Annotated in this window: 20 protein-coding genes; 10 read left to right on the top strand and 10 right to left on the bottom strand. The window is 60.2% G+C overall.

The window, feature by feature from the left end:
* Nucleotide 1 precedes the first annotated feature (1 nt).
* From BLV61_RS03145 to BLV61_RS03130, 4 genes are all read right to left on the bottom strand, one after another.
* On the bottom strand, nucleotides 2-919 hold the full coding sequence (locus tag BLV61_RS03145) for a LysR family transcriptional regulator (protein WP_090462446.1): 918 nt from the start codon (nucleotides 917-919) through the stop codon (nucleotides 2-4).
* Between the two features lie 102 nt (nucleotides 920-1021).
* A complete protein-coding gene (locus BLV61_RS03140) occupies nucleotides 1022-1396 on the bottom strand; it encodes a DUF2784 domain-containing protein (RefSeq protein WP_047538783.1) in 375 nt (124 codons plus the stop codon).
* Between the two features lie 60 nt (nucleotides 1397-1456).
* Nucleotides 1457-2332 carry a 4-hydroxy-tetrahydrodipicolinate synthase gene (dapA, locus tag BLV61_RS03135; RefSeq protein WP_090462444.1) on the bottom strand — a complete coding sequence of 292 codons (876 nt, stop codon included), beginning with the start codon at nucleotides 2330-2332 and terminating at the stop codon, nucleotides 1457-1459.
* A 285-nt stretch (nucleotides 2333-2617) separates the two neighbouring features.
* Entirely contained in the window at nucleotides 2618-3553 is a 936-nt protein-coding gene (locus tag BLV61_RS03130) for a sensor domain-containing diguanylate cyclase (RefSeq protein ID WP_090462442.1), read from the bottom strand.
* A 161-nt stretch (nucleotides 3554-3714) separates the two neighbouring features.
* Here BLV61_RS03130 and BLV61_RS03125 point away from each other — a divergent pair, with 161 nt between their 5' ends.
* The 4 genes from BLV61_RS03125 to BLV61_RS03115 all read left to right on the top strand — a co-directional run bounded on the left by BLV61_RS03125 (nucleotide 3715) and on the right by BLV61_RS03115 (nucleotide 6394).
* Nucleotides 3715-4413, top strand: coding sequence for an AzlC family ABC transporter permease (locus BLV61_RS03125; protein WP_047529967.1), 699 nt, complete (start codon nucleotides 3715-3717; stop codon nucleotides 4411-4413).
* Nucleotides 4413-4724, top strand: a complete 312-nt coding sequence (locus BLV61_RS03120) for an AzlD domain-containing protein (RefSeq protein WP_167361827.1) — start codon at nucleotides 4413-4415, stop codon at nucleotides 4722-4724. The genes BLV61_RS03125 and BLV61_RS03120 overlap by 1 nt, the downstream gene beginning before the upstream one ends.
* A 66-nt stretch (nucleotides 4725-4790) precedes the next feature.
* Nucleotides 4791-4946 (top strand): hypothetical protein, encoded by a 156-nt coding sequence (locus tag BLV61_RS31250; RefSeq protein ID WP_167361776.1) that lies wholly within the window; start codon nucleotides 4791-4793, stop codon nucleotides 4944-4946.
* A 116-nt stretch (nucleotides 4947-5062) separates the two neighbouring features.
* Nucleotides 5063-6394, top strand: a complete 1332-nt coding sequence (locus tag BLV61_RS03115; protein ID WP_090462439.1) for an IS4 family transposase — start codon at nucleotides 5063-5065, stop codon at nucleotides 6392-6394.
* A 37-nt stretch (nucleotides 6395-6431) separates the two neighbouring features.
* Here BLV61_RS03115 and BLV61_RS03110 read toward each other — a convergent pair whose 3' ends face one another.
* The 5 genes from BLV61_RS03110 to BLV61_RS03090 all read right to left on the bottom strand — a co-directional run bounded on the left by BLV61_RS03110 (nucleotide 6432) and on the right by BLV61_RS03090 (nucleotide 10124).
* Nucleotides 6432-6659, bottom strand: a complete 228-nt coding sequence (locus BLV61_RS03110; RefSeq protein WP_090462438.1) for a DUF6555 family protein — start codon at nucleotides 6657-6659, stop codon at nucleotides 6432-6434.
* A 98-nt stretch (nucleotides 6660-6757) separates the two neighbouring features.
* Nucleotides 6758-7438 carry an SOS response-associated peptidase family protein gene (locus BLV61_RS03105; RefSeq protein WP_090462436.1) on the bottom strand — a complete coding sequence of 227 codons (681 nt, stop codon included), beginning with the start codon at nucleotides 7436-7438 and terminating at the stop codon, nucleotides 6758-6760.
* 81 nt (nucleotides 7439-7519) lie between these two features.
* Nucleotides 7520-8233: an ABC transporter ATP-binding protein gene (locus BLV61_RS03100; RefSeq protein WP_047529960.1), complete on the bottom strand. Its 714-nt coding sequence runs from the start codon at nucleotides 8231-8233 to the stop codon at nucleotides 7520-7522.
* Nucleotides 8234-8236: 3 nt separating this feature from the next.
* A complete protein-coding gene (locus BLV61_RS03095) occupies nucleotides 8237-9073 on the bottom strand; it encodes an ABC transporter permease (protein ID WP_047529958.1) in 837 nt (278 codons plus the stop codon).
* Between the two features lie 64 nt (nucleotides 9074-9137).
* A complete protein-coding gene (locus BLV61_RS03090; RefSeq protein WP_047529956.1) occupies nucleotides 9138-10124 on the bottom strand; it encodes an aliphatic sulfonate ABC transporter substrate-binding protein in 987 nt (328 codons plus the stop codon).
* Between the two features lie 287 nt (nucleotides 10125-10411).
* On the opposite strand from BLV61_RS03090, the gene BLV61_RS03085 reads away from it, so the two are divergent.
* The 3 genes from BLV61_RS03085 to BLV61_RS03075 all read left to right on the top strand — a co-directional run bounded on the left by BLV61_RS03085 (nucleotide 10412) and on the right by BLV61_RS03075 (nucleotide 12760).
* Entirely contained in the window at nucleotides 10412-11359 is a 948-nt protein-coding gene (locus BLV61_RS03085) for an ABC transporter substrate-binding protein (protein WP_090462434.1), read from the top strand.
* 148 nt (nucleotides 11360-11507) lie between these two features.
* On the top strand, nucleotides 11508-12407 hold the full coding sequence (locus BLV61_RS03080) for a polysaccharide deacetylase family protein (protein ID WP_090462432.1): 900 nt from the start codon (nucleotides 11508-11510) through the stop codon (nucleotides 12405-12407).
* Between the two features lie 113 nt (nucleotides 12408-12520).
* Nucleotides 12521-12760, top strand: coding sequence for a DUF1652 domain-containing protein (locus tag BLV61_RS03075; protein WP_090462430.1), 240 nt, complete (start codon nucleotides 12521-12523; stop codon nucleotides 12758-12760).
* Nucleotides 12761-12813: 53 nt separating this feature from the next.
* On the opposite strand, the gene BLV61_RS03070 is transcribed toward BLV61_RS03075, so the two are convergent.
* On the bottom strand, nucleotides 12814-13701 hold the full coding sequence (locus BLV61_RS03070) for a LysR family transcriptional regulator (RefSeq protein ID WP_047529951.1): 888 nt from the start codon (nucleotides 13699-13701) through the stop codon (nucleotides 12814-12816).
* A 127-nt stretch (nucleotides 13702-13828) separates the two neighbouring features.
* Here BLV61_RS03070 and BLV61_RS03065 point away from each other — a divergent pair, with 127 nt between their 5' ends.
* Genes BLV61_RS03065 through catA form a run of 3 tightly spaced genes read left to right on the top strand, consistent with a single transcriptional unit; the run spans nucleotide 13829 to nucleotide 16263 of the window.
* On the top strand, nucleotides 13829-14977 hold the full coding sequence (locus BLV61_RS03065) for a muconate cycloisomerase family protein (protein WP_161793932.1): 1149 nt from the start codon (nucleotides 13829-13831) through the stop codon (nucleotides 14975-14977).
* A gap of 10 nt (nucleotides 14978-14987) precedes the next feature.
* The gene (gene catC / locus BLV61_RS03060) at nucleotides 14988-15278 is read left to right on the top strand and encodes a muconolactone Delta-isomerase (protein WP_047529949.1); all 291 of its coding nucleotides are present in this window, start codon (nucleotides 14988-14990) and stop codon (nucleotides 15276-15278) included.
* Between the two features lie 55 nt (nucleotides 15279-15333).
* Complete coding sequence (gene catA, locus BLV61_RS03055) at nucleotides 15334-16263, top strand: catechol 1,2-dioxygenase (RefSeq protein WP_047529947.1); 930 nt, start codon at nucleotides 15334-15336, stop codon at nucleotides 16261-16263.
* The last annotated feature ends 174 nt before the right edge of the window (nucleotides 16264-16437 follow it).

Raw genomic sequence — 16437 nt, 5'->3', positions numbered from 1 at the left:
CTCAGACAAAGCGATCACTGCCCTGAACCAGTTTGGTGGCCAGGTACGATTGCTTGAGCTTTTCCAGCCACCAGTCCAGGGCGCGACCGTCATGATCGCCGCGCCAACCGGCGTACAGCACGTTGGGCTCACGAGGGTCGGCCATCTGCTTTTCAATCAGCGCACCGCTCTTGAGCAGCGAGCCGACCCGGTGCCTCGGCAGCCAACCCACACCCAATCCGTCGCACTGCGCGAGGATTTTCGCGCGCATGGTCGGCACCGCCAGCATGGGTTGCCCGCCGGACACGCCGTAGGTACTGCCCTCGCTAGACCTGGATGAATCGGCCACGACAATCGCCCGGTGTCGGGCCACCTCGGCGCGAGAAACCGGTTCCCTGGCCTTGGCCAGCGGATGCTTTGGCGACACCGCGAACACCCACTCCATTTCACCCAACTGCATCCAGCGCAAGGACGGGATCGCCGGTGGTTCGTTGGTGGCGCCGATGATCAGGTCCGCGCGCCCTTCACGCAGGGCTTCCCAGACCCCTCGCAGTACTTCCTGGGTGATGCGCAGCGGGACACCCGAACCCAGCGCGTCGAACTCATGAATCACCGGCATCAATGTCTCGAATTCCAGCAGTTCGTCAGTGACGATCCACAATCGACTCTCCCAGCCGTTGGCCACTTGCTGAACCCGTTGCGTCAGGCGCGAGACATCCTGCATCAGCCGCGCCGCTTCGTTCACCAGTAACTCGCCGGCGGGGGTGAGTTGCAGGCGATAGCGACGGCGGTCGAAGAGCAGCGCATCGAAACGCTCTTCCAGTTGCCGGGCGGCATAGGACACCGTGGACGGCGCTTTGCCGAGGTGGGCGGCGGCCCGTGACAGGCTGCCGGTTTCGCGGATGGCCTCCAGCAAGGCCAGGTCTTCAATCGACAGCATGTATTTTCAATCCTCAATCGAGCACGCCACTATTGGAGGAGCCGGGCTTGCCAGTAACGGCGTCCGCAAGATCGCCTCCTTCGGCCGTCCACACCCGGTGACTCAGGGCGTCCGGCGTAATTGCCACTGGCGGAACAATCGAAGATAGACAAGCCCGTTGATCAGCAGCACTACGCTGCCCAAACCCAGTTGTATGCCCGGTGTCAGACCGGCCGGATAAATGACCGGCCAGACGTAATGTTCGATGAAACCAGCGCCATAGCCGCTTTGCCCGGCGGCATGGCGCAGCCGGTTTTCCCAGTCGGTGAGCGGGCAGGGCAGGTGGAAGAACTCCACCGCCATACCCCATAGCGCGGCGGGCAGGTGCCACCAGACCAGGCAGCGCCATTTGAGCACCAGCAGCCCGCCGAACACGACGAACAGAATGAACGACAGATGAAACAGTACCAGCCCGTCGGCGGCGATTCGGTAGAGCATGTCGACTCCCGGACGCATCAGGCGAATCGTTCCATGGTACTCGGGCGGGTAGCGGGTGCTCTATCGATTGTCGTGCGCCAGCGCGTCGAGCACCTCCTTCAATCGCGTCACCATGGCCTCGCTGCTGCGTTGCATCGGCGCGCGCAGTTCATCCTCGATCAAGCCTTCAAGGGCCAGGGCGGTTTTCACCGGGGCGGGATTGGGCTCGATGAACAGGCTCTGGATCAGTGGCAGCAACTGGAAGAAGGTCACACGCCCGGCGGCCAATTGGTTGTCGCGTATCTGTTGATACAGCTGGACGAACAGTTCCGGATGAACGTGCGCCGACGCCGCGATGGCCCCTTTGGCACCCAGGCACAGGGCGCTGAAAATCTGGTTGTCTTCGCCGCACAGCACATCAACCAGACCACTGGACAGCAGCGCGAGGGTATGGGTCAGGTTGCCGCCGCAGTCCTTGATCGCGACGATGCGCTCGTGGGCGACGATGTTGAGCAGGGTCGCCTGTTCGAACGTCACGCCGGTGCGGTAAGGGATGTCGTAGAGAATCAGCGGCACGCTGGAAGCATCGGCGACGGTCTGGAAAAACGCTTCGAGCCCCGCCTGGGACGGGCGGATGTAGTACGGCGGCGGCACCAGCAAACCGGCCACCGGACGCTTCAGGATCTCACGCTGGAACTGCAGCAACTCGCTCAGGTTGTTGCCGGCCAGGCCCATGACCACGCGATGGGCCGGTACTTGCTCGAGCACGGTATCGAGCACCGCCAGTTGCTCCTGTTTGCTCATGGCCGCCGGTTCGCCGGTGGTGCCACAGACAATCAGGCCATCGACGCCTTTTTCCAGCAGGTGGCCGACCAGTCGGCGCAAAGCGACGAAATCGATGGCACCGTTTTGGAACGGCGTGACGAGTGGAACCCAGATACCTTGAAACGATGACATGCGATGACTCCTGAAGGTTAGACCGATTTCGTCACCGTCAGAAGCGTAGTAGGAAGCAAGCAAGGGGAGGGTGGTCCGTCGCGCTCAATGTCCTGTCAGCTCATCTGACGGGACAGCGCGCCCCGGTCACATGAGCGACTGTTTCTTCGATTTGAGGGCGTGCGCAACGCAACCTTGCGCCTTGGCATTCAAGCCAATGACGTCAATGTTGAGGTTGAAGGTTGCGGACATGTTTGCTTACACCCTGATTGAGGCGCTCAGTTTTAAAAGGCGGCGCCGGGTTTGTCAATCACGAAAATCTGCGAACGCTGCGCGCATGCGTCCGTTGCGCTTGGCCTGATAGAGCAATTTGTCGACCTGCTCGACGAACACCAGTGCCGTGGTGTGCTGCGTTGCGTGGGTGGTACCGACCCCCAGGCTCAGGCTGAGCTGCGGCGATACCGCGGAAAATTCGTGGGGAATCTGCTGCTGGCGAATCAGGTGCAGGCACTTGTTGGCCACCAATCGGGCGGATTCGGCATCGGTTTCCGGCAGCAGCCAGACGAATTCTTCACCGCCGATCCGGGCGATGAAATCCCGTGGTCGATTCGCCGCCAGCGACAGCGTGCGCGCCACGCGGCGCAGGCATTCGTCACCCTTGATGTGGCCGTAATGGTCGTTGTACTGCTTGAAATAATCGATATCCAGCACGATCACCGACAGCGGCGCGCCGCTTCGCTGGGCACTGCTCCATTCCCGTTCCAGCACGGTGTCGAACATGCGCCGGTTGGCAATGCCCGTCAGCCCATCCTGGAAGGAATACTCTTCGAGCTGTTTTTGCAGGCGTAGCAGGTGCTCTTCGGTTTTCTTGCGTTCACTGATGTCGAACATGAACCCGACCAGCGCCTCGACCTCGCCGTCCTTGCGCACCACGTGCACCACATCGCGAATCCACACGTATTCACCGTTGCGGGTCAGTGCCCGGTAATCCGCTTCATGATCGACGCCGGCACGGGATTGCGAGACGCAGAACTCCACCACATAGGCGCGATCGTCCGGGTGCATGCGTTCGACCCAGTCATTGACGCCGCCCCAGCTGTCCTGCTTCCAGCCCAGCAGGCTTTCGATCTGCGGCCCGATGTAGCTGAAGGTCATGGTCTTCCAGTCGATTCGCCAGGGGATTGCCTTGGTCGACTCAAGCAGGGTTTTGTAAACGTCGCTGTCGGTTTCGACTGAATACATGAACGGCCGCACCTCGAGGGGAAAAATGCAGCGCCATCATGTTGCTACTATTGAGCCGACGCAAGCAGGCAGCCGATGAATGGCAATATGCGCAAGATAGTTCAAGCCAACGTCGGCCAGTACTGGCACAGTTTGCCGTCCTTCACTGGTTGTAGAGCGTTATGTCCAATTCACTCATGCCGCGCAGTGCGTTCCTTCGCGGCGCCGCGGCGATCATGCCGCTGTCCCTGGCCACCGCACCCTGGGGGTTGCTGGCCGGCTCCATGGCCATCGAAGCCAACCTCACCCCCCTGCAAGGCCAGGGTTTGTCGAGCATCGTGTTTGCCGGCGCCGCGCAATTGGTGGCCATCGGCATGCTCAAGGGCGGCGCCGGGATCTTTTCGATCCTGCTGACCACGCTCTTGCTGACCTCCCAACACCTGCTTTATGGAATGAGCCTGCGTTCGGTGATTTCGCCGCTTCCGGGTCGCTGGCGGGCAGGATTGGGCTTTCTGCTCACCGATGAGTTGTTCGCCCTGACCAGTCAACATGACAAGCAACAGTTCAACCGCTGGTACGCCCTCGGGGTCGGCTTGACGTTCTACGTCGCCTGGAACCTCTTTACCCTGGCCGGTATCGTGCTCGGCAGCAGCATTCCGGGCCTTGAGCACCTGGGGCTGGACTTCTCCATCGCCGCCACCTTCATCGCCCTGATCACCCCGGTGGTGCGCAATGTGCCGACGGTGGTGTGCGTCGCGGTGTCGCTGTTCTGTTCGGTGCTGTTCAGTTACTGGCAATGGGGCTCGGCGCTGGTGTTGTCGGGGTTGGCGGGCATGACCGCCGGTTTTATCTGCAATAAATTCTACGGTGGACGCACATGATGGTCTGGGCAGTGATTATTGGAATGGGGATGTTGGTGTTCCTCAACCGCTATGTGTTTCTGGAACCGCGCCTGCCGGTGCGCTTGAGCAGCAATGCCCGACAGTTCCTGGGCTTTGCCGTGCCGGGCATGTTGACCGCGATCTGCGGGCCGATTGTGTTCATGCCTGAAAAGCAGCTGAATCTGCATTGGGACAACCCTTACCTGATCAGCTCGCTGGTGGCCATCGGCCTGGTGCTGTACACCCGCAACACCTTGCTCAGCATGCTGTTGAGCATGGGCTTCTTCTTTTTGCTGCGAGGGTGGCTGTGAGCCGGGCACGGGAAATTGTTCTACGCTTAAGATTGATGACCGATCCCTTCAGGAAGAGAGGTGAACATGACCACTGACCCCAAGCGTCCGGACCTTGACGACGACACGGATGAACCAACGGAAGAAGAGCTGGAACAGCAGAAGCACTCGCAGCAGACATGGAAACGTGACGACAGCCGGGAGCTGTCGGAGCGCGATATGGAGAGGCCATTGAAGCCCTGACCGGGCCGCGTACAAATAAGCCCCGTCGTCGAACGTAATGCTGTTCACTTAAGCATTTGAGTCCCAACCGGACTTCATCGAAAATCCGATGCCAGACCTCTGGCATCGGATTTTTTATGTCTGTTCAACAGGACCTGCTCGACCTCGGCGACCTTTTCAACTTCTGCGACCTGAGCACTTTTACTCAAAACATTCCCCTTGAATGGGTAGCGTCTGCACTGGATTTGTCGAGTCAGGCGACCATTCGCCGGCGTCGTCTGCCCGCTGATCAAGTGCTTTGGTTGGTCTTGGGGATGGCGCTATTTCGAGATGAGCCCGTTCACGAAGTGGCCAGACGCCTGAATATCTGCGCCCAAGGTCTGGCTTCTGACCACTTGTTGGCCCGCAGCGGTGTGACCGAGGCGCGAAAGCGGCTCGGTGCCGATCCTGTTGAGTGGCTGTTTCGCAAGACCGGTACTCAATGGGGGGCAGAGCGCTACGACGATGATGCCTGGCACGACCTGCAGGTATTCGCGGTGGACGGTGCACTTTTACGCACCCCGGATACGCCCGAGCTTCGGGACCACTTCGGGTCGGGAAATACTCCGAGTGAGCGCCAGACACCGTTTCCCATGCTGCGCCTGGTGGCGCTGATGAATGTGCGTTCGCATGTGATCCTGGATGCGCAATTGAGCCCTTACCGACGCAGTGAAATGCGCTTGGCCGACGAGTTTTTGCAGCAGATTCCCGACCACTCGGTGACGCTGTTCGACAAAGGGTTCTGGGGCGCCGAGCTGCTGTCGAGTCTGAGCAGCGCGGGTAGCAACCGTCACTGGTTGATCCCGGCAAAAAAAGGACTGGTCTGCGAAGAAGTGAGCCGCTACAGCCAGCATGATCGTTTGGTGCGCATGAAAGTCTCGCCGCAGGCCAGAAAGCGAAATCCGGCCCTTCCATCGCACTGGGAGGTACGTGAAGTCAGCTATGAAATTCAAGGCAAGGTGAAGACCGTCATGACGTCCTTGCCGGTTGACACCTACAACGCCAAAGCCGTGGCCAAGCTTTATCAGGAACGCTGGGAGATCGAGCTGGGCTTCAGAGACATCAAGAGTTCGATGCAACAGAACGCCATGACCTTGCGCAGCAAAAAAGTCGAGCTGATTTATCAGGAGGTATGGGGACTTTTGCTGGCTTACAACGTAATTCGTCGGGAAGCCAGTCAGGCAGCGGTGGCGTTTGGCCGAGCGCCCTCGGACATCCGTTTCAAACCGGCTTGTCAGTACATCGCGGTGCAATTGATTGTGATGGCAGCGGCCAACCCGATTTCAGCCACAGGGAGACGCTTGGCAGAGTTAAGGGCAGGTATTGGAGGATTGTTTCTGGATCACCGTCCAAGGCCTTCGAGGCCAAGGACGGTGAAGATCTCAAAAACCCGATTTCCAGTAGACCGTAAGGCTGCTCCACTTAAGTGAACAGCATTACGTCGTCGAACGGGGCTTTTCAATTCTGTCAGACCGCTTCATTCCAGCGAATCTGGGTGATCCCCAACTGCCTTGCCTTGATACGCGCCGCTTCCAGGGATGAATAGGTGGCCATTTGCAAGTCGTGCTGGGGAAATGCATGGACGGAGGCCGAATGAATGGCGTCGACCTCCGAAAATTTTACCGCCATCTTGAAGAAGTGCTGTCGCACACCGTCGAGTAGGTAATGCACGGCATAAGGGACGAGCTCGCTCATGGGGTCCTCCGAAGCCAATGTTGGGCTGGACGCGATAGTCGAGAAGAGGATTCAGAGAGATCTGCATCCCCATCGGACAGACATGAGGAATGACAGGTTCAAGTGACTTCATCAATCAAGGTGGCTGCCTGGTTTCTGACGTTGCCAACCGCTTTGCTCACCCTGTGCCATTGAAATGCATCGCTGCCTTCACCCTGCAAAAGTACCAGCTGCTCGGCGCGCTCTTTTGGGGTGGCCGGGTCCAGCCATTCCCGCGCCAGTTCGGCCGACAGCACGACGGGGCGGCGGTCGTGAATGTCCAGCAAGCCGCCGGCGCTGTCGGCGGTGATGATGACAAAACCGTCATCGTCCCGAGGCGCGGCGCCGCCAACGGGGAACTGTCCGATTGCCGCGCAGTAGATCGGTCCCCGGTCGCGCCGTCGGATCAGCCAGGGTTGCCGGGTGCCATCGCCGGCGTCCACCCATTCGAACCAGTTGTCTATCGGGCAGATTGCCCGGTGCGGCCAGATCGCCCGAAAAAACGGGCCATGGGCGACTTTCTCGACCCGCGCATTGATCGGTGGCGCGCGATCCTTCGCCCAGTGCGGGCGCCAGCCCCAGCGCTGTGAGTCAGCATGCAAGCCGTCGTTCTCCAGATGCAGCAATGCAAGTTGCGTGGTGGGCGCAGCGTTGTAGCGCGCCAAGGGTTCATCGCCAACGTGATTGATCATCGCGTCGGGAATGCTCAGCGCCGCGACGAAATCGTGGATGCCTCGATACTGCGACAGCCTTCCGCACATCGACCGAACCCTCCGGATTGGAGTGTTCAGCATAGTTGCTTCCTGCAGGCGCCAGGCGCCTTCAGGATTTGGCATGCAGGTTCAGATCACATGCGCCCGCTGCAACTCGGTCAACGACAACGCTTTGAGTTGCGCCAGCAGCGGGTCCCGGCGGTCACGGGGATGCGCCAGTTCTACCGCCAGCTCCTGGCGAATGCTGCTGGGGCGATTGTCCATGACCAACACGCGATCACTGAGGTACAGCGCTTCATCGACATCATGGGTCACCAACAGCAAGGCGATGGCGTGGCGCTCGGCCAGTTGTAGCAGCAAGTCCTGCAGCTTCATGCGGGTAAAGGCGTCTACCGCGCTGAAAGGTTCGTCGAGCAGCAACACTTGCGGTCGCGAATAGAGGCCTCGGGCGATGGCCACCCGTTGCGCCATGCCGCCGGAAAGGGCCTTGGGCAGGGTCTGGGCAAAGCCACCGAGGCCGACTTCCTCGATCAACTGCGCGACCCAGGCCTTGTCGTAATGGTTGTCGGCGCTGAAACCGATGTTCTGTTCAACCGTCAGCCAGGGCATCAGGCGTGGTTCCTGGAACACGAACGCGACCTCACCGGCGCGGCTGCGCAGTTCGCCTTGGAAGTCTTTCTCCAGTCCGGCGACGATCCGCAACAAGGTGCTTTTGCCGCAACCGCTGGGACCGAGCAGGCTGACGGTTTCCCGAGGCAGCAACTGCAAGTGGATGTTGTTGAGCACGGTGGTGGCGGCGAAGGTTTTGCGCTCGACGCGAATATCCAGCAAGTGTTCGGTCATGGCTCAATCCTCTGCGCTGTGGCCGTTGAAAGTGTCGCGCCAGGCCAGGAAACGTTTCTCCAGGCTGGCCAGCAGGCCGTCGCTGAGCTTGCCCAGCAGCGCCAGTACAATGATTGCCGCCAGAACGATGTCCGGGCGGGAAGTCTCGCGGCCGTCACTGAGCAAATAACCCAGGCCTTTGGTTGCCGCGATCAACTCGGCGGCCACCAGAAACATCCACGCCAGACTCATGCCGCTGCGCAGCCCGGTGAACAGGCCGGGCAGGGCGGCGGGCAGCAGAATCCGCTGCACCAGTCGGCGGTGGCTGAAACCGTACATCTGCCCGACCTCCACCAGTTTGCGGTCGATATTGCGGATCGCCGCGACGCCATTGAGGTACACCGGAAAGAACGCGCCGATGGCAATCAGGACAATTTTCGAAGTCTCGTCGATCCCCAGCCACAGCAACAACAACGGTACCCAGGCCAGGCTGGGAATCGAACGCAGGCCGGCGAATGTCGGTTCCAGCCAGGCTTCGGCTTCCCGGCTCAGCCCGACCCAGGCAGCGAATACCAGGGCCAGGCTGGCGCCGATGGCGAAACCGAGCAAGACGCGCAACAGGCTGGCGCTGATGTGCTTCCACAAGGCACCCTCGGCCAGATCCCTCAAGGTCAGGGCAATGTCGCTCGGCGCCGGCATCTGGTAGGACGGCAGCCAACCGACACGTACGACGATTTCCAGCACGAGGATGATCAGCGCCGGCAGCGCCAGCGCCTTGAGGCGCAGGCGCCAGGCATTGTTCAGCCGACGCGGAGCAGGCAATGCCAAGTGGGCTGGCAGGTTTTTGGTTTTGCTGGACATGGGATTCTCCGGTGATGACGAATCCGCGGCGGGCGCGGATTCAGTCTTGACCGTTGGCAGGTATTTACTGGCGAGCGACGGTTTCTTTGAAGCCGGTGTCGATCAGTTGGTCGATGACTTGATCGACATTCACCCCGCGCCGCACAAGTTCTTCGGAGACCAGAATCGGCGCGGCGGCCTTGGAGGCGAGCACGTCCTTGGCGGTCAGTTGCGGGTTGCTCAGGTCGGTGCGCGACAGTTGCAGCCTGGCCACTTCCAGCGGCAGCCCGGATTCGGTGGCGAGCAGTTTCGCCAGCTCTTCAGGATTTTTTACCGCCCATTCCCGAGCCTGTTCGTACGCCTTGAGCACGGTGTCGATGGTGTGTGGATGCTCGTTGGCATAACGGTCAGTGACGCTGACCACGCCATAGCTGTTGAAGTCAGTGTTGCGGTACAGCAGGCGCGAGCCGGCCTGGACCTGGCTGGCGGCCATGTGCGGATCGAGCCCGGCCCAGGCGTCGACATCACCTTTTTCCAGTGCGGCGCGACCGTCCGGGTGCTGCAAGTGCACCAGTTCCACATCGTCTTTGTTCAGGCCGGCTTGTTGCAGGCTGCGCAGGGTGAACAGGTAAGGGTCGGTGCCTTTGGTGGCGGCGATTTTCTTGCCTTTGAGGTCGGCCACGGTTGTGTACGGTGAATCCTTGCGCACCACCAGCGCAGTCCACTCGGCGCGGCTATAGACGTAAACCGATTTGATCGGACTGCCATTGGCGCGACTGAGCACGGCGGCGAGGCTGGCAGAGGAGGCGAAGTCGACGCCGCCGCTGTTGAGGTATTCCAGTGAGCGGTTACTGCCCTGGCTCAGCACCCAGCTGACCTTGGTCTGCGGCAGGGCTTTCTCCAGAAAACCGAAATGCTTGAGCACCAGGCTGACGGGTGAGTAATAGGCGTAGTCCAGGTGCACTTCGGCTGGCGGTGCTTCAGCTGCCTGGGCCGTGGGTTGCAGGCTCAGGGCCAGGGCGCAGGCGCTCAGCAGAGACCGGATGGCGGGAAAACGGGCGATCGATTTCATGTAGCGGCTCCTGGCGAGATTCTTATATCCAAAAAAATAATTTATTCGAGTGCATCCTGCATAAAAGGAATATTGCAGGCTCTGTGCCATGTTTTCGAAGTCGCGCTTTATCAGGGCTTTGCCATTGAGGTGGGGGAGTCGGGATGTACGGCAGAAAACACTCTGTTGAGTTGCTGTTGCTGAGCCAACACCACGCAATGCGGGTCATTAGCTTATGCATAAATAGAATTTAAACGCTTCTTGTAAGAGCGTTATGGTCTAGCGCAATCACTTTCAAGGAGCCCCCGATGAACCTCTCCCGATTCGTGCGCGGTCTGTTGACCAGCGCGTTGTTTGCCGCACCACTGGCCTACGCCGCCGAGCCGGTCGTCCTGCACATTGGCGATCAGAACTACTACAACGTGCGCGCCTCGGTGGAAGCCTCGGGTGTACTGGAAGGCGCGCCGTATACCGTTGACTGGAAGCACTTCCAGGCCGCCGCGCCGCTGGCGGAAGCGTTGAGCACCGGCGCGCTGGACCTGGGTTTTCTTGGCGATTCGGGGTTCCTGTTCCTTGCCGCCAAGCAGGCGCCGGTCAAGCTGATCGGTGTCTCGCGGCAAAACCCGGACACCATCGCCTTGCTGGTGCCCAAGGATTCGCCGGTAAAAACCATCGCTGATCTCAAGGGCAAGAAAGTCGCTTACTGGCCCGGTGCCTGGAGCCAGCAATTGACCTTGCGTGCGCTGGAAAAAGCCGACTTGCCGGAAGACTATGTCGACTTCATCAAACTGATGCCGATCGATGCCGCCGCCGCATTGCCCCAGGGCAGCATCGATGCCTTCCCGGTCTGGGAACCCTACATTTCCCAGCAAATCCTGTTTTCCGGCGCCCGGCCGATCCTCACGGCCAAGAACCTGATGCCGGGTCTGAGCGCCATCGCCGCGTCGACGCCTTCGATCGACAGCAAGCGGGAAGCCATCGCTGACTTTCTGGGGCGCCTGAAAAAGGCCCGAGCCTGGGTCGACAACCACACCGACGAATACGCTGACCTCTGGGCGAAGAAAGCCAACCTCGATCAGGACGTTTCCCGGCATTGGTTGCGCCAGGCGCACATGTCCGTCGGCCCGGTGGATGCCCAGGCCGCCAAGGACTTGCAGAGCACCGCGGACTTCCTGTTCAAGGTCAAGGCGCTGCCGAACGAATTGGCCACCGCACCGATCATCGACGACTCGTTCCAGCAGTCTTTTAACCACTAACCCCTGTTTCCGGCAGCGGCGGAACCAAACGCTGTGTACCCTGATCCAACCTCGGCCCGCAGCGACCTGCGGGCCGGCGAAGGATGAACGGGTGAAGAATTTTTGCCCTATCAAGTGGTGACCGAAACGGTCTGGCCCAAGGCAAAACATGAAACAGTTGGTCAAGGTCTTATCGGCGATTGCCATGGCAGCCAGTCTGCTGGGTTGCATCGCCGCCCCTATTGAAATGACGCCACAGACTGAACAGCGGCTACGCACCCAAGCTCCCGTCCGTTTTCTGCTGACCTTCGATGACGGTCCCAGCGCGTCGAGTTTCTGGAACCCGAGTGAAACCGTGCTCGATAGCCTGGCGCGCAATTCGTTGCAACCGGACATCAAGGCCGTTTTCTTCGTGCAGACCCGCGCTACAAGGGCCGGCGGCAGCGATATAGGGCGCGCGGTCATGCACCACGAGCGCGATGCCGGGCACATTCTCGGTTTTCATACCGCTACGCCTTCGCACACCAACCATCGTTCCCTCGACCCGCAAGCGCTGGAACAGGCACTGACCGATGGCAGCGCCGACATCGCCGCGATCACGGGCACCTCCCCGACGCTGGTGCGTCCGCCATTCTGGAACTACGACAAACGCACCTTTGCCGCTTATCAGCAGCATGGCATGCATGTGTTGCTCACCGACTTGAGTGCCAATGACGGCAAGATCTGGGGTTTTAATGCCAGCCCGCGCCGGCGCGCTCACTTCCTGCGCTCGATGTCCGAAGTGCGCGAGCGCATCGCCCTGGGAGAGCTGCCGGTGGTCGATGGGGTGATTCCGGTGGTGGTGACGTTTCACGATCTCAATCGCTACACCGCACGGCACACCCGCGAGTACCTGCAAATCCTGCTCGACAGCGCCCAGGCAACGGGGGTGAGAACTGCAGAACAGCCGTTCTACGACGACACCGCCGCACTGCAGCGGGCGGCGATGGCGCGTACCGTGCGCGACAGTTCGCAGCCGGTTGAGTTGCCCGGTTTCTGGAACTGGATCTGGGGCGCGAACGCCCATTGAAGAAGTGCTCGGAATTGAGAGGTAGCTAACATTTTTTGCTGGCGCAGGATTGGCAAAGTGCATCTATCCTGAGTGGGATCCAATCCGATCAATCGCCGTACGAGGCAGCGGCCATGGTTCCCATTTCAGTCCTTTGCAATATTGTCGAGTCCGGTTTTGTGCCGTTGGCCTGCAAGTGCACGGAGCACGGCGGTCTTCTGCGTATCGAGATCTACGAACCCGCGAGCAGGCGAGTGGAGTTGTTTATCAGCGGTGTCTCGACCAAACAGCTGACCAGCGTGCGTGCCATTTCCGATTTCATTGGCGAGTTGCGCACCGAGATGAAGGCCGGGCGCCGGGCGTTTGCCGGTTAAAGCCGATCGCGGGCCACCGCTGAACCTGTGGCGAGCTCCCTCGCCACAGGTCCTCATGAGCCTTGCGGCAACAACTCATCGATCATCCTCAGACAGTGGTTCAACCCCGGCGACACATCGCCCACCCGTCGGCTGAGAATGATCGGCGAGGTCGCGTTGTCTTCCAGTAAGGGGGTGAAACCGATGTCGTCGCGGTGCACCAGTTGCACCGAGGCGGGCACCAGCGTGACGCCGATTCCGGCCCCTACCAGTCCGATCGCCGTTTGCAGTTCGTTGGTCCATTGCGCCACATGGATCCTCACGCCGTAGGATTCGAAGAGTGCAATCACGTGGTCGGCGTAGCTTGGTCGTGGATTGCCGGGGTACAGCACGAAGGGTTCTTTTGCCAGGTCGCGCAGGCTGATGGGGCCGGCGAGCAAAGGGTGGCCGGCGGGCAGGGCGGCGACCAGGCGATCTTCGGTGAGGACGGTCTGGATGATTGCCGGATCGTCGATGCGTATTCGACCGAAGCCGATGTCGATACGCCCGGCCTTCAGTGCCTGCACCTGTTGCAGGGTGGTCATCTCGGACAGCCCGAGCTCCAGCTCAAGGGGTTCACCGCTGCGCAAGCGGCGAATCAGTTCTGGCAACACGCCATAGAGTGTCGACGGCGCAAAACCGATGCCCAGCCAGGTCTTTTCCCCCAGGCCGATCCGCCGCGTGTTGTCGCAGACCTTGTTCAGTTGTTCCAGCAGCGCGGTGGAGTGTTCATGGAAAAACCGCCCGGCATCGGTCAGCTTCAGCGGTCGCCCGCGTTCCAGCAGCATCACGCCGAGTTCATCTTCCAGCTGCTGGATCTGCCGGCTCAGGGGCGGTTGGGCGATGTGTAGCAACTCGGCGGCGCGGGTGAAGTTGAGGGTTTGGGCCAAGACCTGAAAGTAACGCAGGTGACGCAGTTCCATGGAGCCTCCAGTCGCCGATCGGTTGTATACCTTTAAGGTATCAAGTCAGACCAATTCTATATTGGCTTCACGAAAAAAGCCGTACGAGAATCGATCCCAGAACTTCAAGAACCTGACGGGTATCGAAATGCTTGCAACAGCCATTGAGTCGATCGAGACGATCATCGTCGATTTGCCGACCATCCGCCCGCACAAGCTGGCGATGCATACGATGCAGAACCAGACGCTGGTGATCATTCGGGTACGGTGCGCCGATGGCATCGAAGGCATCGGCGAATCCACCACCATCGGTGGCCTGGCCTATGGCAACGAAAGCCCGGACAGCATCAAGACCAACATCGACACGCATTTCGCGCCACTGTTGATCGGCCAGGACAGCGGCAACGTCAATGCCGCGATGTTGCGCCTGGAGCGCAGCATCCGTGGCAACACCTTCGCCAAATCCGGGATCGAAACCGCGTTGCTCGACGCCCAGGGCAAGCGCCTCGGCCTGCCGGTCAGCGAACTGCTCGGCGGTCGCGTGCGTGACGCCCTGCCGGTGGCCTGGACCCTGGCCAGTGGCGACACCGGGAAAGACATCGCCGAAGCGGAAAAGATGCTCGACCTGCGCCGCCACCGCATCTTCAAACTGAAAATCGGTGCCGGTGAAGTCAACCGGGACCTGGCGCACGTGATTGCCATCAAGAAAGCCTTGGGCGACCGCGCCAGCGTGCGGGTCGACGTCAACCAGGCCTGGGACGAAGCGGTGGCACTGCGTGCCTGCCGGATTCTCGGCACCAATGGCATTGACCTGATCGAGCAGCCGATTTCGCGCAACAATCGCGCCGGCATGGTGCGCCTCAATGCCATGAGCCCGGCGCCGATCATGGCGGACGAATCCATCGAGTGTGTGGAAGACGCATTTAACCTGGCCCGTGAAGGCGCGGCTTCGGTGTTCGCCCTGAAGATCGCCAAGAACGGTGGCCCGCGTGCGGTGCTGCGTACCGCCTCCATCGCCGAAGCGGCGGGTATCGGCCTGTACGGCGGCACGATGCTCGAAGGTGGCCTCGGCACGATGGCGTCGGCCCATGCCTTTGTTACCTTGAACAAACTGGCGTGGGACACCGAGCTGTTCGGCCCGCTGCTGCTGACCGAAGACATCCTCAGCGAACCGCTGGTTTATCGCGATTTCGAGTTGCATGTACCGAAAACCCCGGGGCTGGGCCTGAGCCTGGATGAAGAACGCCTGGCGTTTTTCCGTCGCGACAAAACATCCACTGCCATCCATCAAGCCTGAGGAGAGCATTATGCTGTTCCACGTAAAAATGACCGTGAACCTGCCGGTCGATATGAATCCGGAAGCAGCCAGCAGACTGAAAGCTGACGAGAAAGCCCTGGCCCAACGCCTGCAAGAGCAAGGCAAGTGGCGTCACCTGTGGCGAATCGCCGGGCACTACGCGAACTACAGCGTGTTCGATGTCGACAGCGTTCAGGAACTACACGACCTGCTCATGCAATTGCCGTTGTTCCCGTACATGGCCATCGAGATCGATGCGATGTGCCGCCATCCTTCTTCCATCCGTGACGATGACCGCTGAGCTCCGCCCGTTCAGCTCGCAACGCCAATAATTACAAGATGAGGAACCTACCAAAATGAACATCAAGATTTCCCATACTGCCGAAGTCCAGAAATTTCTCGAAGAGGCCAGCGGCCTGTTCAATGATGCTGGCAACCCACGCGTCAAGGCCCTGATGTACCGCATCCTGCGTGATTCGGTGAACATCATCGAAGACCTGGCCGTGACCCCGGAGGAATTCTGGAAAGCCGTTAACTACCTCAACGTACTGGGCGCGCGCCAAGAGGCCGGGCTGGTGGTGGCCGGGCTTGGCCTGGAGCATTACCTCGACCTGCTGATGGATGCCGAAGACGAACAGGCCGGCAAATCCGGCGGCACGCCGCGCACCATCGAGGGCCCGTTGTACGTGGCTGGCGCACCGCTGTCGCAAGGCGAAGCGCGCCTCGATGATGGCGTCGATCCCGGTGTGACGCTGTTCATGCAAGGTCGCGTGTTCAACACCGCTGGCGAACCGCTGGTCGGCGCCGTGGTGGACGTGTGGCACGCCAACACCGGCGGCACCTACTCGTACTTCGATACCACGCAATCGGAATTCAACCTGCGTCGCCGTATCGTCACTGATGCCGAAGGCCGCTACCGTTTCCGCAGCATCGTGCCGTCGGGTTACGGCTGCCCACCGGACGGTCCGACCCAGCAACTGCTCGATCAACTGGGCCGTCACGGTCAGCGCCCGGCGCACATCCACTTCTTCATTTCCGCGCCGGACCATCGTCACCTGACCACCCAAATCAACCTCGATGGCGATCAATACCTGCATGACGATTTCGCCTACGCCACCCGTGACGAGTTGATCGCCAAAATCACCTTCAGTGATGACCAGGCACGTGCAGCGGCCCACGGTGTCAGCGGTCGGTTTGCGGAAATCGAGTTCGACTTCACGCTGCAATCGTCGGCCCAGCCAGAAGAGCAGCAGCGCCACGAGCGGGTCCGCGCTCTGGAAGACTGATCACAAAACCCTGTAGGAGCAGCCGGTCGACGCTCGATTGCTCGCGATGGTTGTTAACGATAACGCGTGTTTACTGGCTAAACGCAGTGTTCTCGAGTCCATCGCGAGATAGCTCGCTCCTACAGGTGTTTCGGTTCTAGAATGAAGTGATGCAACCCATAATAACAATCAGAG

The organism is Pseudomonas mohnii (assembly GCF_900105115.1).
Taxonomy (GTDB): domain Bacteria; phylum Pseudomonadota; class Gammaproteobacteria; order Pseudomonadales; family Pseudomonadaceae; genus Aquipseudomonas; species Aquipseudomonas mohnii.
The sequence above is the reverse complement of the archived record's forward strand: the minus strand, read 5'-3'. Positions and strand labels throughout refer to the sequence as shown.